15 protein-coding genes are annotated in these 21,338 nt (G+C 70.9%); 14 read left to right on the top strand and 1 reads right to left on the bottom strand.

Features of this window, described 5'->3' with window-relative positions; genetic code table 11:
• Positions 1-26: 26 nt before the first annotated feature.
• The 9 genes from gcvT to MJ604_RS17215 all read left to right on the top strand — a co-directional run bounded on the left by gcvT (position 27) and on the right by MJ604_RS17215 (position 8,862).
• Positions 27-1,130, top strand: a complete 1,104-nt coding sequence (gcvT, locus tag MJ604_RS17175; RefSeq protein WP_243059729.1) for a glycine cleavage system aminomethyltransferase GcvT — start codon at positions 27-29, stop codon at positions 1,128-1,130.
• 1 nt (position 1,131) lies between these two features.
• Positions 1,132-1,386 (top strand): hypothetical protein, encoded by a 255-nt coding sequence (locus MJ604_RS17180; RefSeq protein WP_243059731.1) that lies wholly within the window; start codon positions 1,132-1,134, stop codon positions 1,384-1,386.
• Positions 1,387-1,392: 6 nt separating this feature from the next.
• Positions 1,393-2,898, top strand: a complete 1,506-nt coding sequence (locus MJ604_RS17185; protein WP_243059733.1) for a hypothetical protein — start codon at positions 1,393-1,395, stop codon at positions 2,896-2,898.
• A gap of 40 nt (positions 2,899-2,938) precedes the next feature.
• Positions 2,939-3,754 carry a PhzF family phenazine biosynthesis protein gene (locus MJ604_RS17190; protein WP_243059734.1) on the top strand — a complete coding sequence of 272 codons (816 nt, stop codon included), beginning with the start codon at positions 2,939-2,941 and terminating at the stop codon, positions 3,752-3,754.
• 17 nt (positions 3,755-3,771) lie between these two features.
• A complete protein-coding gene (locus MJ604_RS17195) occupies positions 3,772-4,566 on the top strand; it encodes a thymidylate synthase (protein ID WP_243059736.1) in 795 nt (264 codons plus the stop codon).
• Positions 4,563-5,045, top strand: a complete 483-nt coding sequence (locus MJ604_RS17200) for a dihydrofolate reductase (protein WP_243059737.1) — start codon at positions 4,563-4,565, stop codon at positions 5,043-5,045. Before MJ604_RS17195 ends, MJ604_RS17200 begins: the two co-directional genes overlap by 4 nt.
• Positions 5,046-5,317: 272 nt before the next feature.
• Positions 5,318-6,238 (top strand): LLM class F420-dependent oxidoreductase, encoded by a 921-nt coding sequence (locus MJ604_RS17205; RefSeq protein WP_243059740.1) that lies wholly within the window; start codon positions 5,318-5,320, stop codon positions 6,236-6,238.
• A 27-nt stretch (positions 6,239-6,265) separates the two neighbouring features.
• Positions 6,266-7,162 carry a 4-hydroxy-tetrahydrodipicolinate synthase gene (dapA, locus tag MJ604_RS17210; protein WP_243059741.1) on the top strand — a complete coding sequence of 299 codons (897 nt, stop codon included), beginning with the start codon at positions 6,266-6,268 and terminating at the stop codon, positions 7,160-7,162.
• A 14-nt stretch (positions 7,163-7,176) separates the two neighbouring features.
• A complete protein-coding gene (locus MJ604_RS17215; RefSeq protein WP_243059743.1) occupies positions 7,177-8,862 on the top strand; it encodes a ribonuclease J in 1,686 nt (561 codons plus the stop codon).
• Between the two features lie 585 nt (positions 8,863-9,447).
• Here the strand turns inward: MJ604_RS17215 and MJ604_RS23995 are convergent.
• Positions 9,448-12,249 (bottom strand): M4 family metallopeptidase, encoded by a 2,802-nt coding sequence (locus MJ604_RS23995; RefSeq protein WP_308194153.1) that lies wholly within the window; start codon positions 12,247-12,249, stop codon positions 9,448-9,450.
• Between the two features lie 281 nt (positions 12,250-12,530).
• On the opposite strand from MJ604_RS23995, the gene MJ604_RS17235 reads away from it, so the two are divergent.
• The 5 genes from MJ604_RS17235 to MJ604_RS17255 all read left to right on the top strand — a co-directional run bounded on the left by MJ604_RS17235 (position 12,531) and on the right by MJ604_RS17255 (position 21,311).
• Positions 12,531-15,140, top strand: a complete 2,610-nt coding sequence (locus MJ604_RS17235; RefSeq protein ID WP_243059745.1) for a DNA translocase FtsK — start codon at positions 12,531-12,533, stop codon at positions 15,138-15,140.
• The gene (locus tag MJ604_RS17240) at positions 15,137-16,774 is read left to right on the top strand and encodes a helix-turn-helix domain-containing protein (protein WP_243059747.1); all 1,638 of its coding nucleotides are present in this window, start codon (positions 15,137-15,139) and stop codon (positions 16,772-16,774) included. The genes MJ604_RS17235 and MJ604_RS17240 overlap by 4 nt, the downstream gene beginning before the upstream one ends.
• A 44-nt stretch (positions 16,775-16,818) precedes the next feature.
• Positions 16,819-18,213 carry a 30S ribosomal protein S12 methylthiotransferase RimO gene (rimO, locus tag MJ604_RS17245; protein ID WP_243059748.1) on the top strand — a complete coding sequence of 465 codons (1,395 nt, stop codon included), beginning with the start codon at positions 16,819-16,821 and terminating at the stop codon, positions 18,211-18,213.
• Entirely contained in the window at positions 18,213-18,821 is a 609-nt protein-coding gene (pgsA, locus tag MJ604_RS17250; protein WP_243059990.1) for a CDP-diacylglycerol--glycerol-3-phosphate 3-phosphatidyltransferase, read from the top strand. The genes rimO and pgsA overlap by 1 nt, the downstream gene beginning before the upstream one ends.
• A 117-nt stretch (positions 18,822-18,938) precedes the next feature.
• Entirely contained in the window at positions 18,939-21,311 is a 2,373-nt protein-coding gene (locus MJ604_RS17255) for a 5'-nucleotidase C-terminal domain-containing protein (RefSeq protein WP_243059750.1), read from the top strand.
• Positions 21,312-21,338: the final 27 nt, after the last annotated feature.

Consider the following 21,338-nt stretch of genomic DNA (forward strand, 5'->3'; position numbering starts at 1 on the left):
CAGGATAGTCGGGTAAGTTCGCCGCCATGTCCGACCTGCTCCGATCCCCGCTCCACGACCGTCACGAGGCCCTCGGAGCGAAGTTCGCCGCGTTCGGCGGCTGGTCGATGCCGCTCGAGTACTCCACGGGCGTCGTCAAGGAGCACACGGCGGTCCGTGAGGCGGTCGGGATCTTCGACGTCAGCCACCTCGGCAAGGCGACCGTCGCCGGCCCGGGCGCCGCGGACTTCGTGAACCGGACCCTCACCAACGACCTCGGCCGGATCGAGCCCGGCAAGGCTCAGTACACGCTGTGCTGCGACGACGCGACCGGCGGCGTGGTCGACGACCTGATCGCCTACCTGTACGACGACGAGCGGGTGTTCCTCATCCCGAACGCCGCCAACACCGCCGAGGTCGTCCGCCGGCTCGACGCCGGGGCGCCCGACGGCGTCACCGTCACCAACCAGCACCGCGACTACGTCGTGCTCGCGGTCCAGGGCCCCAGGTCCGACGAGACCCTCGCGGCCGTCGGGCTGCCGATCGACCACGAGTACATGTCGTTCGCCGAGGCCGACTTCGAGGGCGAGACCGTCGTGGTCTGCCGTACCGGCTACACCGGTGAGCGGGGCTACGAGGTCGTCGCGCCGAACGCCGTCGCGGTGGCGCTCTGGGACGCGCTGCTGGCGGCGGGGGAGCAGCACGGCATCCTCGCCTGCGGCCTCGGCGCCCGCGACACGCTGCGCACCGAGATGGGCTACCCGCTGCACGGCCAGGAGATCTCGCTCGACGTCACCCCGAACGAGGCGCGGCTGGGCTGGGCGGTCGGCTGGAAGAAGGACGCGTTCTGGGGACGCGACGTCCTCACCGCCGAGCGTGCCGAGGGGCCGAAGCGGGTCCTGCGTGGCCTGGTCGCCACCGGGCGCGGCATCCCGCGCCCCCACATGAGCGTGAGCCTGACAGCCGACGTGCTCCTCGGGGAGATCACGTCGGGCACGTTCTCGCCGACGCTGAAGAAGGGCATCGGGCTGGCCCTGCTGCCGTCGTTCGTGGACCCGGACGCCGAGGTCGGCGTCGACATCCGCGGCCGTCGCGAGATCTTCCAGCTGGTGAAGCCGCCGTTCCTCGACCCGTCCGTACGGGAGGCCTGAGATGAACCTGCCCGAGCAGCCCACGTTCCGCCCGCCGTCACCGTCGGAGCGCCCGTGGTTCTGGCGCCTGGAGGACGCCTCCGGCGAGGAGGTAACCGTGGTCGGCGACCTCGCCGAGCAGCGGTTCGCGAGCCAGGCCGACGCCGAGTCGTGGGTCGGCGAGACGTGGTCGGACCTGGCCGCCGAGGGCGTCGACGCCGTCGTCCTGTTCGAGCACGACCGCCGCGTCTACGGCCCGATGTCGTTGCATGAGTAGTCACCGATGCGGAACGACGCGGACTTCACCGGCTACCTGGCGGCGCGCTGGCCGTCGCTGGTCCGTTCGCTCGTCCTGATCGGCTGCCCGCGCCGCGAGGCCGAGGAGCTCGCGGTGGCCGGGCTGGTGCGCTGCTACCCGTCGTACGACCGGGTCCGCGAGAGCGACGACATCGACGTCCACGTCTACGCCACGGTGCTCGACGGCTGGCACCACCGGCTGCGGCACGGCGAGGTGCCGGCCGAGGAGCCGGTGGCGGAGGAGGAGACCGACGACGTCCTGCTCCGCCGCGAGATCGAGGCCGAGCTCGCCACCCTGACCGCGGCCCAGCGTGAGCAGCGCGTCCTCCGGTACGTCGCCGAGCTCGACGACGAGCAGGTCGCCGACGTGCTCGAGCGCGCGCCCGGGGCCGAGCGCGGCCGGTTCTCCGAGGTCGACTACCGGATCGCCCGGGAGACCATCGAGGTGTCGCTGCCGCCGTACGACGAGATCGTCCGTCGGGCCCAGGCGGTACGCCGCCGCCGCGGCCGGATCGCGGTCGCCTCCACCGCCGCCGGCGTGCTGGTGGTCGCGGGGCTGACCTGGCTCGCGACCCGCCCGGAGCCGGGGCCCGAGCCGAACGAGCCGAAGGTGGAGAAGGCGAAGAACCCGATCGACCAGGCGTGGTACGGCAACGGGCTGGTGCACCTGCAGAACGTGACCGTCGAGGTCCCGCAGGTCGACGACCTGGTGGAGGTCGGCGGCGGGGTCATCTACGCCGGCGCCGACCGGGTGCTCGTCCGCGTCGGGCCGAACGGCGAGCTGAGCCGCCTCGGCACCAAGGGCTTCGGGTCCCGGATCGTCGCCTCAGACGAGCGCGGCTGGGCGGCCTGGGTGGGCGGACCCAGCGACAACCCCGAGATGGTCGTGCACGACGTCGCGACGGGGGAGGACGTCGCCCGGGTGACCGTGCCGCCCGGTTCGCGCGCGGTCGCGCTCGACCAGAACCGCGTCTACTACGTCGCCGGCGGCGAGAGCTATGGCTGGGACCCGCTCACCGGGCGGGTGGAGCTCCTCGGGCCCACGGTCCTGCTCGACGTCGAGTCCGCGACCCGGGCGTACGCCCTGGGCCCGCGGATCGACATGGTGCAGCCGTTCTTCAACGTGGACTTCGTCCGCCCCGGCGTCTCCGCCGAGTTCGCCCCGGGCGGCAATCTCGTGGTGGCGCGCCCGCCCGGGCAGGAGGACGGCCCCTTCGCCCCGCTGCTGTACGACGCCCGCTCCGGCGAACGGCTGGAGACCGGGGTCGCCGGCGACGAGCTGGTCCTCGACGCGTCGTTCGGGCCGGACGGCACGATCGACTACCTGGTGATCCGCGCCGAGGACTACGGGGCCGGGCCGGACCTCGAGGGTGACGACCGGCCGCTGGTCGTGCTCCGCACCTGCGAGCTCGCGACGACCCAGCAGCCGATGGAGTGCACCGACGTCCTCCCGCTCGCGCAGGTCGACGAGGACCCGCTGCTCGCCCACTGAGCTGGACTGCCGAGCTCGGTCCGTGGGGCAGGATTGCGGCATGCGCTTCAGCCAGGTCGACGTGTTCTCCGCCCAGCCGATGCTCGGCAACCCGGTCGCCGTCGTGCACGACGCGGACGACGTCACGGACGAGGAGATGGCGGCGTTCGCCCGCTGGACCAACCTCTCGGAGACCACCTTCCTGCTCCGGCCGTCCACGCCCGAGGCCGACTACCGGCTGCGGATCTGGACTCCCGGTGGCGAGCTGCCGTTCGCCGGCCACCCGACCCTGGGCAGCGCGCACGCCTGGCTCGAGGCCGGGGGAGCGCCGGCCGGCGAGGACCTCGTGCAGGAGTGCGGCGCCGGCCTCGTGCGCATCCGGCGCGGGGCCACGCTGTCGTTCGCCGCACCGCCGCTGACGCGGTCCGGTCCGGTGTCCGACGAGGACGTCGACGTGATCGCGACCGCGCTCGCGATCACGCGCGACCAGATCGTCGAGACCGCGTGGATCGACAACGGCCCCGGCTGGGTCGGCGTGCTGCTCCGCGACGCCGAGACCGTGCTCGGCCTCGAGCCGGACTGGGCGTCGTTCGGCGACCTGAAGATCGGCGTCGTCGGCCCGTACGCCGACGGTCCGCTGGCTGCCGAGCTCCGCGCGTTCTGCCCCGGGTACGGCATGCCGGAGGACCCGGTCACCGGCTCGCTCAACGCCGGCGTCGGCCAGTGGCTGGCCGGCCGCACGCTGCCCACGTCGTACGTCGCCTCGCAGGGAACCGTCCTCCAGCGGGCCGGGCGCGTGCACGTGGAGCTGGTCGACGGCCAGATCTGGGTCGGCGGTGAGACGCGCACGACCGTTGCCGGCTCCGTGGACATCTGAGGACTAGGGTCGGAGACGTGCAGCAGTACCTCGATCTCCTCCAGCGGGTCCTCGACGACGGTGTGGAGAAGAGCGACCGCACCGGGACCGGCACCCGCTCGGTGTTCGGCCACCAGATGCGCTTCGACCTCGCCGCCGGCTTCCCACTGGTGACGACGAAGAAGATCCACACGCGCTCGGTGTTCGGCGAGCTGCTGTGGTTCCTGCGCGGCGACACGAACGTGAAGTGGCTGCAGGACCGCGGCATCACGATCTGGGACGAGTGGGCCGACGAGAACGGCGACCTCGGACCGGTCTACGGCTACCAGTGGCGCTCCTGGCCGACCCCGGACGGCCGGCACGTCGACCAGATCGCGCAGGTCGTCGAGCAGATCCGCACCAACCCCGACTCGCGCCGCCACATCGTGTCGGCCTGGAACGTCGCGGACATCCCGGACATGGCGCTCGCGCCGTGCCACACGATGTTCCAGTTCTACGTGGCGGACGGGAAGCTGAGCTGCCAGCTCTACCAGCGCTCGGCCGACATCTTCCTGGGCGTGCCGTTCAACATCGCGTCGTACGCCCTGCTGACGCACATGGTCGCCCAGGTCACCGACCTCGAGGTCGGCGACTTCGTGCACACGCTCGGCGACGCGCACCTGTACTCCAACCACCTCGACCAGGCGCGGCTCCAGCTCACCCGCGACCCGCGGCCGCTGCCGACCCTGGTGCTCGACACGTCGGTGACCGCGCTCGACGCGTTCGACCTCGAGCACATCGCGGTCGAGGGCTACGACCCGCACCCCGGGATCAAGGCGCCCATCGCCGTATGAAGCGCATCATCCTCGTGGCCGCGGTGGCCAGGAACGGCGTCATCGGCAACGGGCCCGACATCCCGTGGAGGATCCCCGGCGAGCAGGCCGAGTTCAAGGCGCTCACGATGGGTCACGTCCTGGTGATGGGGCGCACGACCTACGAGTCGATCGGCCGCCCCCTTCCCGGCCGCACCACGATCGTCCTCACCCGCGACCGGTCGTGGTCGGCGGAGGGCGTGCTGGTGGCGCACACGTTCCTCGACGCGCTCGGCAAGGCGGCGTCGTACGAGGGCGAGGTGATCGTCGTCGGCGGCGCCCAGGTGTACGCCGAGGCGATGCCGCTCGCGTCGGAGCAGATCCTCAGCGAGGTGCCGCTCGAGCCGGAGGGCGACGTGTTCTACCCGGACTTCGACCGCAACGCGTGGCTGGAGACCGACCGCGAGCACTTCGACGGCTACGAGCGGGTCTGGCTGGAGCGGGCGTCCACGCGGTTGTAGCGGCCTGCTGGGTGGTGCGGAATGGTCACCAACCGCAGGTTGGGCACGCTCCCAGGTGCGGTTGGTGACCATTCGTCGCCGGTGCGCGGGCGTCAGGTGGCCGGTGCGCGGGTGGCCGCAGCCCGCTGACGTTCCGCCGGCACGGGCCCGGGATGGCGTGCGGAATGGTCACCAACCGCAGATTGGGCACGCTCCCACCTGCGGTTGGTGACCATTCCTCGCATCGACGGCCCGACCGGCACGGCTCTTGTCGCGCCTGACAGGGTGGAGCCATGGAGCTCCGCGTCTTCACCGAACCCCAGCAAGGTGCCACGTACGACGACCTGGTGGCCGTCGCCCAGGAGGCCGAGCGCCTCGGCTTCGGGGCGTTCTTCCGCTCCGACCACTACCTCGGCATGGGCACCGAGGGACTGCCCGGCCCGTCGGACGCGTGGATCACGCTGGCCGGGATCGCGCGGGAGACCAGCACGATCCGGCTCGGCACGATGATGACCAGCGCGACGTTCCGGCTGCCGGGCCCGCTGGCGATCTCGGTCGCGAACGTCGACCAGATGAGTGGCGGTCGCGTCGAGCTCGGCATCGGTGCCGGCTGGTTCGAGGCCGAGCACACGAAGTACGGCATCCCGTTCCCGGGCACGGGGGAGCGGTTCGACCGGTTCGAGGAGCAGCTCGCGATCATCACCGGCCTGTGGGCCACCGACGGCGGCTTCACCCACGACGGCGCGCACTACCAGGTGGCCGACAGCCCCGGCCTCCCGAAGCCGGTGCAGCCGAAGCCGCCGGTGCTCATCGGCGGGCTCGGCAAGAAGCGCACCCCGGAGCTCGCCGCGCGCTACGCCGACGAGTTCAACCTGCCGTTCGTCGACGAGGAGACCACGAAGGCGCAGTTCGCCCGGGTGCGGGAGGCCTGCGAGCAGGAGGGTCGCGACCCGCAGACGATGCGCTGGTCGAACGCGCTGGTCCTGTGCGTCGGGGCCGACGAGGCGGAGATCGACCGCAGGGCGGCCGCGATCGGCCGCGAGAAGGCGGAGCTGCGGGAGAACGGCCTGGCCGGCACGCCCGAGGAGGTCGTCGACAAGATCGGGCGGTACGCCGCCCTCGGCGCGGAGCGGATCTACCTCCAGGTGCTCGACCTCGCGGACCTCGATCACCTGCGCCTCGTGGCGCGCGAGGTCATGCCGCACGTCGCGTGAGCGGGCTGACGCACTAACCTGGGTCCCATGACGACCGCGCCTGCTGCTCCGTTCGGACGCATGCTCACCGCGATGGCGACCCCGTTCGCCGTCGACGGGAGCCTCGACCTCGACGGAGTCCAGAAGGTGGCCAAGCACCTGGTCGCCCACGGCCACGACGGCCTGGTCGTCTCCGGCACCACCGGCGAGTCGCCGACCACGCTCAAGGAGGAGGACGGCGAGATCCTCGCCGCCGTCCGCGACGCGGTCGGCCCCGACGTGAAGCTCGTAGCGGGTGTCGGCACCAACGACACCCTCACGTCGACGTACCTCGCGAAGCAGGCCCGCGAGCGCGGCGCCGACGGCGTGCTGCTGGTCTCGCCGTACTACAACAAGCCCGGCCAGCGCGGCATGCTCGCGCACTTCCGGCAGGTCGTCGACGCCGCGGAGATCCCGGTGATGATGTACGACGTCCCCGGCCGCACCGGCAGCGTGATCGCGCTCGAGTCCTACGAGGTGATGGCCGGCTGGGACAGCGTCGTCGCCATCAAGGACGCGACCGGCGACATCGCCCGCACCGCGAAGCTCGTGCGGCTCGGGTACGCCGTCTACTCCGGTGACGACGCCAACACGCTCGGCTACCTCGCGCACGGCGCGTGCGGCCTGGTCTCCGTCGTCGGTCACGCGGCCGGCAAGGAGATCGCCTCGATGATCGACACGTTCCTCGCCGGCGACCACGCCGGCGCGCTGGAGACCTACCAGCGGCTCACCCCGGCGTTCGAGGCCGTGATGGGCGTGCCCAACTACGGCGCGACGACGGCCAAGGCGGCGCTCGAGCTGCTGGGCGTGATCGACAACCGGCGGGTCCGCTCCCCGCTCTCCGAGCTCGATGACGACGAGGTGGCCGCCCTGCGCGCCGGCCTGTCCGCGTCGGGCCTCCTGTAGACAAAGGACATCTCTTGAGTCACCCGCATCCCGAGCTCTCCGCGCCGGTCGAGCTGCCGAAGGGAGGTCTCCGGGTCACCCCCCTGGGCGGCCTCGGCGAGGTCGGCCGCAACATGACCGTCTTCGAGTACGACGGCCGCCTGCTGATCGTCGACTGCGGCGTGCTGTTCCCGGAGGACCACCAGCCCGGCATCGACCTGATCCTGCCCGACTGGGCCTCCATCCGTGACCGCCTCGACGACGTCGAGGCGCTGGTGCTCACCCACGGGCACGAGGACCACATCGGCGCGACGCCGTACCTCCTACGCGAGCGCGGCAACATCCCGCTGGTCGGCTCCGAGCTCACCCTGGCGCTGCTCGGCAGCAAGCTGCGCGAGCACCGCCTCAAGGAGACCGTCCACCACGTGGTGAAGGAGGGCGAGCGGATCACGTTCGGGCCCTTCGAGCTCGAGTTCGTCGCGGTCAACCACTCGATCCCGGACGCGCTCGCGGTCGCGATCCGCACCGGCGCCGGCCTGGTGCTGCACACCGGCGACTTCAAGATGGACCAGCTCCCGCTGGACGGGCGGATCACTGACCTGCGGGCGTTCGCGCGGCTGGGGGAGGAGGGCGTCGACCTGTTCCTCACCGACTCGACCAACGCCGAGACCCCCGGTTTCACGCCGGCGGAGAAGTCGATCACCCCGGTGATCGACCAGGTCTTCCGCGACTCCTCGCAGCGGATCATCGTCGCCTGCTTCGCCTCCCACGTGCACCGCGTCCAGCAGGTGCTCGACGCGGCGTACGCCCACGAGCGCCAGGTCGCGTACGTCGGCCGCTCGATGGTCCGCAACATGGCGATCGCCCGCGACCTCGGCTACCTCAAGGTCCCGCCGGGCGTGCTGGTCGACACCAAGGACCTCGCGGACCTGCCGGCGGAGCGCCAGGTGCTGATCTCGACCGGGTCGCAGGGCGAGCCGATGAGTGCGCTGTCGCGGATCGCGCAGCGCAACCACAACTTCGTGCACATCGAGGAGGGCGACACCGTCCTGCTCGCCTCGAGCCTGATCCCGGGCAACGAGAACGCCGTGTACCGCGTCATCAACGGCCTGGCCCGCTGGGGCGCCCGCGTCGTGCACAAGGGCAACGCGCTCGTGCACGTCTCCGGCCACGCCAGCGCCGGCGAGCTGCTCTACTGCTACAACATCGTGCGGCCGCGCAACGTGCTGCCGGTGCACGGCGAGATCCGGCACATGCTCGCGAACGCCGCGCTCGCCCGCGCGACCGGCGTCGAGAACGTCGTGATCGCTGAGGACGGCGTGGTCGTCGACCTGGTCGACGGCGTCGCCGCGGTCGCCGGCAAGGTCGACTGCGGCTACGTGTTCGTCGACGGCTCCTCGGTCGGCGACGTCACTGAGTCCGACCTCAAGGACCGGCTGATCCTCGGTGAGGAGGGCTTCATCTCGGTGATCGTGGTCGTCGACTCGGTCAGCGGCAAGGTGTCCGCCGGCCCCGAGATCCACGCCCGCGGCAACGCCCTCGACGGCTCGACCTTCGACGAGGTCAAGCAGCCGATCATCGATGCCCTCGACAAGGCGATCGCCGAGGGCAACACCGACTCGTACCAGCTGCAGCAGACGGTCCGTCGCGTCATCGGCCGCTGGGTCAGCAACACCCACCGCCGCCGGCCGATGATCATCCCGGTGGTCATCGAGGCCTGAGGCCAGCCGACGCCGAGGCACGAGGCGGCGGCGTCGGCCGAAGGGGTCGAGTAGCGCCCACGCCTGAGCTTGCGAAGGCGTGTTGGCGCGTATCGAGACACCAGTCGCACAGGCGGGCGCTCGGGCCCAGGGGTCTCGACGGGCTCGACCACCGGCACCCCCGGAGGGCCGAAGTCGGCGCTCGGGCTCAGGGGTCTCGACGGGCTCGACCACCGGCACCTCCGGAGGGCCGAAGTCGGCGCTCGGGCCCAGGGGTCTCGATGGGCTCGACCACCGGCACCCCCCGGAGGGCGGAAGTCGGCGCTCGGGCTCAGGGGTCTCGACGGGCTCGACCACCGGCACCCCCGGAGGGCGGAAGTCGGCGCTCGGGCCCAGGGGTCTCGACGAGCTCGACCACCGGCATCCCCGGAGGGCGGAAGTCGGCGCTCGGGCCCAGGGGTCTCGACGAGCTCGACCACCGACATCCCCGAAGGGCCGAGGTCGGCGCTCGGGCCCAGGGGTCTCGACGAGCTCGACCACCGGCACCCCCTGAAATGCCGAAGTCGGCGCAGCCCTCGGGTGAGGACTGCGCCGACCCGGTGCTGATCAGCCCTGGCGACCCAGGGTCGCGCGGTGGTGCTTGCCCTTCTTCACGCAGTTGGAGACCTTGACGTTGTCGACGTACCAGCCGTCGTTGCCGCCACAGCCGTCACGGCCGATCTCGAACCGGATCTTGACCTTCTGGCCGGGCTTCGCGCCGGCCTTCTTCAGGTCGATGATCGACGTGCCCCACGAGCCGGTGGGCAGGCCGCCGTCGGTGCCCGTGAAGCCGGGCTGGCCGGCGAGCGGGTTGGTGTTGCCCTCGGCCGTCGAGGCGAGCTGGAGCGGCTTGTTGTAGAGGTACGCCGAGGCCGGCACGACCTTGAACGCCTTGCCGTTGACGCTGATCTTCACCGTGCCGCCGTCGTAGCCGGTCTCGGTGGCGACGTAGTGCTGGAAGGACAGCTTCTGCGTGCCGCCACCCGGGAGCTTCACCTGCGGGGTGGTGATGCCGTTGGTGCTGGAGAAGTCGTTCGCACCGTTGGAGCAGGCACCCTCGTCGGGAGCCGGGCCGTACGCCGCCTTCGAGCCATGGCCGTCCGGGAGGTCCGAGGCGACCTTCCACGGCTCGGCGATGCCGCCCGGGAAGACGATCTTCTGCGACTTGCTCCACTTGCCCAGACCGTTCTCGAAGGTCTCCTTCCAGACCGTCTTGGTCTTGAACTTGTTGCCGCACAGCGACGGCGGCTTCTGGCCGAACATCGGCTTGAAGTTGCACTGCGTCGGCTCGGTGTTCAGCTCCGTCGCCTGGGTCGCGGCGAGGACCGCGGCGCAGTCCTCGGCCGTGATCGGGTCGGCTGCGGTGACGGTGTTCGGGTCGATCGAGACCGCGTTGATCGGCTGACCCACGAGGTCGTTGCAGCCCGTGGTGAGGGCGGTGGCGAGGTCGGGGAAGCGCGACGTCGGGGTGAGGTACGACGACTGCGCCCGCCAGAACACGTTGGCGGCCTTGTCGAGGCCGATCGAGGCCACCGTGACGCCGTTGGACGTGCTGCCGTCGACCAGCAGCGCGAAGGTGTGGTTCACGACGCCGGAGTTCGAGTGGACGCCGCCACCGTCATCGGGGGAGCACCAGTACTCGGCGTCCGAGACCTTGCCCGGGTCGCCGTAGCAGGTGGGCGTCCACATGTCGCGGATCGCGCCGCCGAAGGCCGGGTCACCCTCGCCGGACAGCCAGCGGTAGGAGTTGTCCTTGGTGGCCTCGTCGTTGTCCTTGATCGTCATGTTGACGGTCCCGGCAGCCTTGATCTTGTCGCCGCTCGCCAAGTCGACCATGAGGCCGTAGATGTCGGCGGTACCCACCGGGCCGGACGGGGGGTCGGCCGTGTTGTTGCCCATGACGATCCCGGTCGCGCCTGCCGCCTCAGCATTCGTGGCCTTGTCTGCCTGGGCACAGGTGCCGCGGTCGACGTACACGAACTTGCCGGCGATCGCGGCGGCGTTCGTGAACGCCGAGCAGCCGTCGGTCGTCGACGGTCCGCTGCCGTCGGCCGGGTCGATGCCCACCACGACGTCGGTGGTCACGCCGGTCTTGTCGAAGACCGGGCCGTACGACGCTGCTGCCGCCTCACACGGTCCGGCGGCGCCGGCGGGGGAGTTGATCACCGCGCTGATGCTGCCGCGGGTGAACTGCGAGCACTGGCCCTCGACGCGGGCGCCGTCAGGGGTCTCGTTGTAGCGGTCGTTGACGATGTCGACCGTCTCGCCCCAGATGTCGGAGAACGCCTCGTTCATCGCGCCGGACTGCCACTGGTAGATCAGGCCGGAGGTGTGCTCGGTGTAGGCGTGGCCCCACTCGTGGGCGACGGTGTCGTCGGAGGTGACGTCGGTGCAGTAGTTGGTGGTGACGCCGTTCCAGTTGGCGTTCGGGCACTCGATGGTCGGGTCGTTGTTGACCGTCTTCATCGTCGAGCCATTGTTGTCGAAGGAGTCGCGGCCGAAGGTGTTCTTGAACAGCCAGTACGCCTCGCCGGTGCCCTCCACCAGGTCCTGTTGGGACTGGTTGAGCGTGCCGGGGAACGCGTCACCCTCCTGCCAGACCAGGTCGGCCGGGTCGGGGGACTCCTCGTAGACCTCGCGGTCCAGGGCGTGGGCGATCATCGAGTAGCGGTTGACGACCTTGCCGGTGTTCGCGTCGATGAAGACCATGTCGCGCACGTTCTTCTGGTTGGTCACCTCGACGACCCAGGCGAGGATGTTGTCGCCCTTCTGGCCACGGATCGCGCCCAGCCGGTAGACGCTGAGCGTGGTCGAGGCGGCCTTGATGCCGGTGACGTCCGCGTTGCCGTCGGCGCCGGGCGGGTTCGCCGTGACCGCGGAGACCGCGCGGGCCGCGGCTTCGGCCTGGGAGAACCGCGGGGAGACGCTGAGGTCCACGTCCGGGGCGACGAAGCCGTTGACCGAGGTCAGGTCGCCGTCCTGGTCGAGGTTCGCGAGCAGCCGGGCGCCGAAGACCGGCACGCCCTGGTAGCTCTGGTCGTAGCGAACGGTCCAGCCCAGGTCGGTGGCGGTGACGCCGACCTGGGTGAGCTGCTCGGCGCTGGCGCCGAACGCGGCGGCGTACTTGCCGACGTACGCCGTGGCCTTGGCGGCCGCGCCGGCGCGGTCCTCGGCCTGCTTCGAGGGCATCAGGTCGCCCTGGCCGGCGGCCCGGACGAACCCGACCTTGCCGGTCGTGCGGTCGGTCTTGAACCGTGCGCCGTCGGAGGCTTCGGCCTCCATGCGCTGGGCGACGGAGCGGTCCGTCTTGATCGGCGTGCTCGCCGCCTGGGCCTGGAGTGCGGGGATCGCCGCCAGCCCGGCAGCCACGAGTGCGAGGCTGACACCTGTACTGAACAGTTTCACTATTCCTCCGAGATCGGTGCGGCCCGTCCACGAGAAGCGAGGCCATCTCGGGCACCCTAGGAACACATCGCGGTCCAGGTCCAGAGACGCGGGAGAATTCGCGGAACCCTCCGCACGGCCCTCCGCAGGTCTTTCATCCGGAAGGGTGGCCGGGCCACGCCCGGGGGGACGCGGGGAGACACGCGCCGAGACACGCACTCCTGTGATGCGTGTGACGGGAGTGACCGACGCCTAGGGTGGACAGCATGGCGACCCGTACGTCTTCCCCGCCGGGGTCGCGGAGCAAGAGCACGTCACGGAGCACATCCAGGGCGAGCTCGAGCACCCGATCCCGGAGTACCAGCCCCCGGCGCAAGCCTGCCCCGAAGAAGTCGACCACCAAGCGCAAGCCCGCAGCGCGCAAGCCGGCCGCCCGCCGGCCCGCTCCGCGCGCGGTGCGCAACGGCCCCGGGCCGATCGCGCGCACCTTCGCCGCGCTGTGGCGCGGCGTGTCCGCGATCTGGCTCGGCATCGCGCACGGCCTCGGCGCCCTGGCGCGCGGCATCGGTCACTCCGCGGAGGAGCTCGAGCCCGAGCACCGCCGCGACGGCGCCGGGCTGTTCCTCATCGGCGGCGCGATCATCGTGGCCGCCGCGGTCTGGTGGCAGCTGCCGGGCGCCGTCATGGACGCCGCCCGCACGGTCGTCGAGGGCTCGGTCGGCAAGGTCGGCTTCCTCGTGCCGCTGGCGCTCGTGTACGTCGGCTGGCGCACCATGCGCAACCCCGAGAACGCCGGGCCGGCCGGTCGCCAGGTCGTCGGCTGGGCATCGCTCTCGTTCGGCCTGCTCGGCCTCGTGCAGATCGCGGCGGACAACCCGCAACCGGTGCTGGGGGACACCACCGACCTGCGCACCGCCGGCGGTGCGATCGGCTACGTCGTCGCCAGCCTGCTGCTCGACCTGCTCCGGTCGCCGTGGGTCGTGGTCCCGCTGCTCACGCTGCTCTCGTTCTTCGGCGTCCTCATCATCACCGGTACGCCGCTCTACCAGGTGCCGGAGAAGCTCGGACTGACCCGCGGCCACGACGACGAGGACGAGGACCCGGACGCCACGCAGGCGATCCCGGCGGTCAAGAGCAGCCGCAAGCGCAAGACGGTCAACCCTGACGACATCGATCCCGAGATGGGCGACCCGGCGTACGACAGCCCGGTCCTCGCCGACCGTGAGCTGCGCAAGCGCAAGAAGCGTCTCGAGACCACCGACGACGGCCTCGACATCTTCGCGCCCGACGCCCCGACCGAGGTCGCCGCTCCGGTCGTGGCGGAGGTCGTCGAGGAGAAGGTCGAGCTCGAGCCGCCGCCGCACACCCCGCTCCCGCCGCGCGTCGAGCAGCTCGCGCTGTCCGGCGACGTCGCGTACTCCCTGCCGCCGAACGAGACCCTCAAGCCCGGCTCGCCGCACAAGGCCCGCTCGAAGGCCAGCGACGACGTGGTCGAGCGACTCACCCAGGTGATGGAGGAGTTCGGCATCGACGCGCAGGTCACGGGCTACACCCGCGGCCCGACGGTCACCCGCTACGAGGTCGAGCTCGGGCCGGCGGTCAAGGTCGAGAAGGTCACCGCGCTGTCGAAGAACATCGCGTACGCCGTCGCCTCGGCCGACGTCCGGATCCTCAGCCCGATCCCCGGCAAGTCCGCGATCGGCATCGAGATCCCCAACCTGGACAAGGAGATCGTCTCCCTCGGCGACGTGCTCCGGTCGAACACCGCGCGCTCCGACCACCACCCGATGGTGGCCGGGCTCGGCAAGGACGTGGAGGGCGGCTTCGTGGTCGCCAACCTCGCGAAGATGCCGCACCTGCTGGTCGCGGGCGCGACCGGCTCCGGAAAGTCGTCGTTCATCAACTCGATGATCACGTCGATCCTGATGCGCTCCACGCCCGACGAGGTGCGGATGATCATGGTCGACCCCAAGCGGGTCGAGCTGAACGCCTACGAGGGCGTCCCGCACCTGATCACCCCGATCATCACGAACCCGAAGAAGGCCGCCGAGGCGCTGGCGTGGGTCGTGCGCGAGATGGACCTGCGCTACGACGACCTCGCGAACTTCGGCTTCCGCCACGTCGACGACTTCAACAAGGCGGTGCGCGCCGGCAAGGTGCAGGTGCCACCGGGCAGCGAGCGCGAGCTCACGCCGTACCCGTACCTGCTGGTGATCGTCGACGAGCTCGCCGACCTGATGATGGTCGCCCCGCGCGACGTCGAGGACGCGGTCGTCCGGATCACCCAGCTGGCCCGGGCCGCGGGCATCCACCTGGTGCTCGCGACCCAGCGTCCGTCGGTCGACGTCGTCACCGGCCTGATCAAGGCCAACGTGCCGTCGCGGCTGGCGTTCGCGACCTCGAGCCTCGCCGACAGCCGGGTCATCCTCGACCAGCCGGGTGCGGAGAAGCTGGTCGGCCAGGGTGACGGGCTGTTCCTGCCGATGGGTGCCTCGAAGCCCGCGCGTATCCAGGGCTCCTGGGTCACCGAGGCCGAGATCGCCACGGTGGTCAAGCACTGCAAGGGGCAGCTGGAGCCGACGTACCGCGAGGACGTCACCGCACCGGCGGCCGCCAAGCGCGAGCTGGACGACGACATCGGCGACGACATGGACCTGGTCATCCAGGCCGTCGAGCTCGTGGTGTCCACGCAGTTCGGCTCGACCTCGATGCTGCAGCGCAAGCTCCGGGTCGGCTTCGCGAAGGCCGGACGGCTGATGGACATCCTCGAGAGCCGCGGCGTCGTCGGGCCGAGCGAGGGGTCCAAGGCACGCGACGTCCTGGTCAAGCCCGACGAGATCGATGCCGTGATCGCAACCCTCCAGGGGGAGATGTGAGCAACCTCAGTGCAGACGTGCAGGAGACCACCCACGAGCTCGGGTCGGTCGAGATCCGCACCGACGCCCGCCTGGCGGCGGCTGTCGGCGGCGTCGCCTCGATCGTCTCGATCGCGTACCTCGCGCGCGCGATCGGCGACGGCGGGTGGCTGGAGTGGGCGTTGGTGCTCGTGACGGGCGCCATCGCGGCCGCCCACCTCCAGTCACTCGTCGACGCGCGGGTGCCGCTGCTCGTCGTGGACGAGCACGGGGTCCGGCTGCGCAGCGGCCGGACCTGGCACGGCCTGCCCTGGCGCGAGATCGAGTGCGTCGAGCACGAGCCGCGCCACGGACTGCTCCGCGACGGCCGCGTGACGCTCGTACCGGTCGACGAGGACGCCGAGGTCCGCTCGGTGCGGCTGTCGCTGGCCACCCGGGTGGTCGGCGCGGACGGTGACCTGACCGCCGCGCTCGAGGACCTGGCCGGCGAGCCCGGCCGGGTCGTGGAGATCGTCGCAGAGCACGACGAGGCCGCCGATGAGTACGCCGACGAGTACGACGAGCACCACGAGCACGAGGACCAGTCCTGGGAGCAGGAGCAGGACGGGGACGCCTCGGAGCACCCGGTGCTGCACGACCCCCGCCCCACGCTGGCCCGGGGGATCGGCTTCCTCGCCGACCGCCTGACCCTGCGGCACCGTGCCGACGAGCCGGTGCTGGAGAGCGAGCACGACGAGCCCGAGCCGACGCAGGCGCTCCCGATCGTCGCCTCCGCGACGCCGCTCCCGCTGCGCGAGCCGGTGACCGGCACCCGCGCCGAGGTCCGGTTCGACGGGGCGGCGGCGTACGCCCTCGACCACGCGGACGCCGAGGCCGAGATCAGGCCGGAGCTGCCCGAGGCGAGCGAGCTGCGCTGGTCGGCCGACGAGGACCTGCTCGTCCAGCCGGTGGCGGACCCGGTGATCGGCTCCGAGCTGGCCGCGGCCCGCGTCCGCCTGAACCTCACCGTCGACCAGCTGGCCGAGCGCACCCGGATCCGGCCGCACGTCATCGAGTCGATCGAGGCCGACGACTTCGCGCCCTGCGGCGGTGACTTCTACGCCCGCGGCCACCTGCGCACCCTCGCCCGCGTGGTCGGCGTGGACGCCGCGCCGCTGCTGGCGTCGTACGACGAGCTGTACGCCGACGCCCCCATCGACGCCCGTCGGGTGTTCGAGGCCGAGCTCGCGACCCACGCCGACGGTCCGATCCGCGGCACCCGCGGCGGCCCGAACTGGTCGGTGCTGGTCGCAGCCGTGATGGCTGTCGTGCTCGCCTGGTCGATCGCCCGGCTGATCATGGACAGCCCGATCCAGCTCGACGAGCGCCCGGTGCTCAACGGCTCGCCGTCCAGCCCGGCCAAGCTCGGCCCGCCGGTCCCGGTGCTGCTCGACGCGTCCACCGGTGGCGCGCACGTGGTGGTCCACGACGGCACCGGCCAGGTCGTGTTCAACGGCGACCTGGCGTACGGCGACACCCGCACCATCAAGGCGACGCCGCCGGTGCAGGTGCAGTCGTCGGACGGCTCGCTCGGCGTGACGATCGACGGCAAGGACCAGGGTCCGCTCGGCACCGAGGGCCAGCCGGCGTCGAACACGTTCGCCGGCCCGGAGTAGCCGTTTAGGCCCAGCGCAGGGTGGGTTGGGATACTCGATCGGTTATGACTTCCCAGAACCTGCTGTCGGTGGCCATGGTCACCCTCGGATGTGCCCGCAACGAGGTCGACTCCGAGGAGCTCGCCGGCCGGCTCGAGGCGGACGGCTTCCTCCTCGTCGACGACCCGGCCGACGCCGACACCGTGGTGGTCAACACCTGCGGGTTCGTCGAGTCGGCCAAGAAGGACTCCGTCGACACGCTGCTCGCGGCCGCCGACCTCAAGGACACTGGTCGCACCCAGGCCGTCGTCGCGGTCGGCTGCATGGCCGAGCGGTACGGCAAGGAGCTCGCGGAGTCGCTGCCCGAGGCCGATGCGGTGCTCGGCTTCGACGACTACCCGGACATCTCGGCCCGGCTGCGCTCGATCATCGCGGGCGAGACCCACGAGGCGCACACCCCTCAGGACCGCCGCCGGCTGCTCCCGATCTCGCCGGTCGAGCGGTCGCTGTCGACCGCCGCCGTGCCCGGGCACGCGTCCGGCCCGGCGTCGCTGCGCCGCCGGCTCGACTCCGGCCCGACCGCCTCGCTGAAGCTGGCCAGCGGCTGCGACCGGCGCTGCTCGTTCTGCGCGATCCCGGCCTTCCGCGGCTCGTTCGTCAGCCGCCGCCCGAGCGACGTGCTGCAGGAGGCCCAGTGGCTGGGCACCCAGGGGGTGCGTGAGCTGTTCCTCGTGAGCGAGAACTCCACGTCGTACGGCAAGGACCTCGGTGACCTGCGCCTGCTGGAGACGATGCTGCCCGAGCTGGTCGCCGTCGACGGCGTCGAGCGGGTCCGGGTCTCCTACCTGCAGCCCGCCGAGACCCGGCCCGGCCTGGTGGAGGCGATCGCGAGCACCCCCGGCGTCACGCCGTACTTCGACCTCTCCTTCCAGCACGCCAGCGGGCCGCTGCTGCGCCGGATGCGCCGCTTCGGCGACCCCGAGAGCTTCCTGGCGCTGCTCGAGCAGATCCGCGGCTTCGCGCCCGCCGCCGGCGTGCGCAGCAACGTGATCGTCGGGTTCCCGGGGGAGACCGAGCAGGACCTCGAGACCCTGTGTGACTTCCTGGTCGCGGCGCGGCTCGACGTGACCGGCGTGTTCGGCTACTCCGACGAGGACGGCACCGAGGCGGCGACGTACGACGGCAAGCTGGACGAGGACGAGGTGCGGGCGCGCGCCGAGCACGTGTCCGCGCTGGTGGAGGAGCTGACGTCCCAGCGCGCGCTCGAGCGGGTCGGTGAGCACGTCGACGTCCTGGTCGAGCGGGTCGAGGACGGTGAGGTCGAGGGCCGCGCTGCCCACCAGGGCCCGGAGGTCGACGGCTCGACGTACCTCGTGGACTCGGACGCCCGGGTCGGTGATCTCGTCCGTGCGGCGGTCGTCGATGCCGAGGGCGCGGACCTCTACGCTCGGGAGCTGTGATGGACACCGTCGAGACGAAGCCCAGCAACTGGAACGTCCCGAACGTCCTCACCACGCTGCGCATCGCGTCGGTGCCGTTCTTCGCGTGGGCGCTGCTCATCGACGGCGGCGAGTCGATCACCTGGCGCTGCGTCTCGTTCGCGATCTTCGTGGCCGCGATGATCACCGACAAGATCGACGGCGACCTCGCGCGCAAGCACAACCTGATCACGAACTTCGGCAAGATCGCCGACCCGATCGCCGACAAGGCGGTCACCGGCATGGCCTTCATCGGCCTCTCGATCGTCGGCGACATCTGGTGGTGGGTCACGATCGTGGTGCTGCTGCGCGAGTGGAGCGTCACGCTGCTCCGGCTGTCGGTGCTCAAGAAGGTCGTGATCGCGGCCAAGGACCTCGGCAAGCTCAAGACGACCTTCCAGGCCATCGCCCTGGCGACGCTGTGCCTGCCGCTGCGCGACCCGGACCTCGCCGACTGGCTGCAGACGCCGGGGGAGGTCGTGTTCTACCTCGCGCAGGCGTGCCTGGCGATCGCGGTCGCGCTCACACTGTGGTCCGGCTACGAGTTCTTCCGCGACGTCTGGAAGCAGCGCAAGGCCCTGCGTTCCTGATCGTTCGGCAAAAGTCTGGGCGGTCGCAACATCTGGTTCAGCGAAGCTCTTGCCTGAGACGGCTGTTTCGGGGTTAGGTTTTGGCGACCGTTGCTCGTTTCGCCGAAAGGTCTTCCAGTGCCTCCCATCTCTCGGGCACGTAGGGGCGTACGCTCCCTCGTCGCCACCACCGGGCTCGCCGTCGTCGCGACGTCCACCACGCTGATCGGCGCCCCGGCGCAGTCGGCGACACCCAACGTCTACGTCAACGTCGTCGCCACCAACGACTTCCACGGCCGCATCAAGTCGAACGGCGTCGAGGCCGGAGCGGCCGTGATGGCCGGCGCGGTGAACCAGATGAGGGAGACCTGGCCGAACACCGTGTTCGCGGCGGCCGGTGACCTGATCGGCGCCTCGACCTTCGAGTCGTTCATCAACCAGGACAAGCCGACGATCGACGCCCTGAACGCAGCCGGCCTCGAGGTGTCCGCTGCGGGCAACCACGAGTTCGACAAGGGGTACGACGACCTCGTCAACCGCGTCATGGCGCCCTACGACGCCACCACGAACCCCTTCGGCGGCGCCGAGTGGGAGTACATCGCGGCGAACGTCGTCATGAAGGACACCACGGACCCCGCTCTCGAGCCGACCTTCGTGCGGACCTTCAACGAGGGCGCGGCCAACGAGGTCAAGGTGGGCTTCGTGGGCGCGGTCACCGAGCACCTCCCCGAGCTGGTCACGCCGGCCGGGATCGAGGACATCGAGGTCACCGACATCGTCGACTCGGTCAACACCGAGGCCGACGCGCTCAAGGCCGACGGAGTCGACGCGGTCGTGATGCTGGTCCACGAGGGTGCGCCCTCGACCAACTGCGACACGATGGACGACGACCCGACCTCCGACTTCGGCAGCATCGTGACCGGCGCCAACGCCAACGTCGACGCGATCGTGTCCGGGCACACGCACCTGGCCTACAACTGCAAGTTCCCGGTCGCCGCCTGGCAGGGCGACGCGAACCACCCGGTCAAGGAGCGCCCCGTGGTCTCCGCCGGGCAGTACGGCTACAACCTGAACCGGCTCGGGTTCACGATCTCGCCCGACGACAACAAGATCCTCAACATCTCCCAGAACCTGGTGTCGCTGACCGAGTGCGTCTCGGCGTGCGGCACCTCGAGCGCGGTCTTCGCGCCGGTCTACCCGGCCGATGCGACGGTCAAGCCCATCGTCGACGCCGCCGTCGCGGACGCCGAGGTCAAGGGCGCCGCCAAGCTCGGCGAGATCGCTGACGGCTTCAAGCGCGCCGCGCGCGGCAAGGTCGGCGGCGGCAGCGAGGAGAACCGGGGCGGCGAGTCCACCCTGGGGAACCTGGTCGCCGAGGTCCAGCGCTGGGCGACCGAGTCGGAGACCGCAGGCGGGGCGCAGATCGCCTTCATGAACCCCGGCGGTCTCCGCAAGGACATGGTGGGCAGCACGCCGGAGAGCTACCCCTCCGACCTCACCTACAAGCAGGCGGCCGACGTCCAGCCGTTCGCCAACACGCTGGTCAACATGCAGCTGACGGGTGCGCAGATCCAGACCGTGCTCGAGCAGCAGTGGCAGCCGGAGGGCTCCTCCCGCCCGTTCCTGCGACTGGGCACCTCCGCCGGCTTCCGGTACACGTACGACCCCACCGCGAAGAAGGTCACCGGGATGTGGCTCGACGATGAGCCGATCTCGCCGACCGAGTCCTACTCGGTCACGGTCAACTCGTTCCTCTCCACCGGCGGCGACAACTTCTTCGAGTTCGCCAACGGGACCGGTCGCCGCGACACCGGCAAGATCGACCTCGAGGCGATGGTCGACTACCTCGCGGAGTTCGGCACCGAGACGTCTCCGCTGCCCGTCGACTTCGCGCAGCACGCCGTCGGGGTCGAGTTCCCGACGGGTGCGCCGGCCACGTACGCGCCGGGATCGACGCTGGCCTTCGACGTGTCGTCCCTGGCGATGACCGGTGCGGGCGACGACCAGGACACCGAGCTGGCCATCGAGCTCGACGGCACGGACGTCGGCACCACGCCGGTGGACAACACGGTCGCGGAGGGAACGCCGTACGACGAGTCCGGCACCGCCTCGGTCAGCGTCGCGCTGCCGGACGACCTGGCGGTGGGGGAGCACACCCTGACCCTCACCGGTGCGACGACGGGCACGGTCGTCACCGTGCCGTTCACGGTCGGTGCTGCGAGCGCGACGTCGAAGACGACGGCGACCGTCAGCCCGGACAAGGTGGTCGTCAACAAGACGAAGGCGACCGTCAAGGTCACGGTGAAGGCGGCCGGTGAGCCCGCGGCCGGCAAGGTCGAGATCAGCGTGGGTGGCAACACCTACAAGGCCACGCTGGCGAACGGCAAGGCGAGCGTGACGTTGAAGAAGTTCACCAGCACCGGGAAGAAGACGGTGAAGGTGAAGTACCTCGGCAACGCTGAGACCGAGCCGTCAAGCACTTCGGTGACGATCAAGGTCGTCAAGAAGTAGCACCCACGTCGGGGCCCGCCGCAAGGC

This window comes from Nocardioides sp. SR21, assembly GCF_022761125.1.
Taxonomy (GTDB): domain Bacteria; phylum Actinomycetota; class Actinomycetes; order Propionibacteriales; family Nocardioidaceae; genus Nocardioides.

Excerpts from the sequence above, each read along its gene's own strand:
- gcvT (WP_243059729.1), top strand. The coding sequence starts at position 27 with ATGTCCGACCTGCTCCGATCCCCGCTCCACGACCGTCACGAGGCCCTC.
- MJ604_RS17180 (WP_243059731.1), top strand. The coding sequence starts at position 1,132 with ATGAACCTGCCCGAGCAGCCCACGTTCCGCCCGCCGTCACCGTCGGAG.
- MJ604_RS17185 (WP_243059733.1), top strand. The coding sequence starts at position 1,393 with ATGCGGAACGACGCGGACTTCACCGGCTACCTGGCGGCGCGCTGGCCG.
- MJ604_RS17190 (WP_243059734.1), top strand. The coding sequence starts at position 2,939 with ATGCGCTTCAGCCAGGTCGACGTGTTCTCCGCCCAGCCGATGCTCGGC.
- MJ604_RS17200 (WP_243059737.1), top strand. The coding sequence starts at position 4,563 with ATGAAGCGCATCATCCTCGTGGCCGCGGTGGCCAGGAACGGCGTCATC.
- MJ604_RS17205 (WP_243059740.1), top strand. The coding sequence starts at position 5,318 with ATGGAGCTCCGCGTCTTCACCGAACCCCAGCAAGGTGCCACGTACGAC.
- dapA (WP_243059741.1), top strand. The coding sequence starts at position 6,266 with ATGACGACCGCGCCTGCTGCTCCGTTCGGACGCATGCTCACCGCGATG.
- MJ604_RS17235 (WP_243059745.1), top strand. The coding sequence starts at position 12,531 with ATGGCGACCCGTACGTCTTCCCCGCCGGGGTCGCGGAGCAAGAGCACG.
- rimO (WP_243059748.1), top strand. The coding sequence starts at position 16,819 with ATGACTTCCCAGAACCTGCTGTCGGTGGCCATGGTCACCCTCGGATGT.
- pgsA (WP_243059990.1), top strand. The coding sequence starts at position 18,213 with ATGGACACCGTCGAGACGAAGCCCAGCAACTGGAACGTCCCGAACGTC.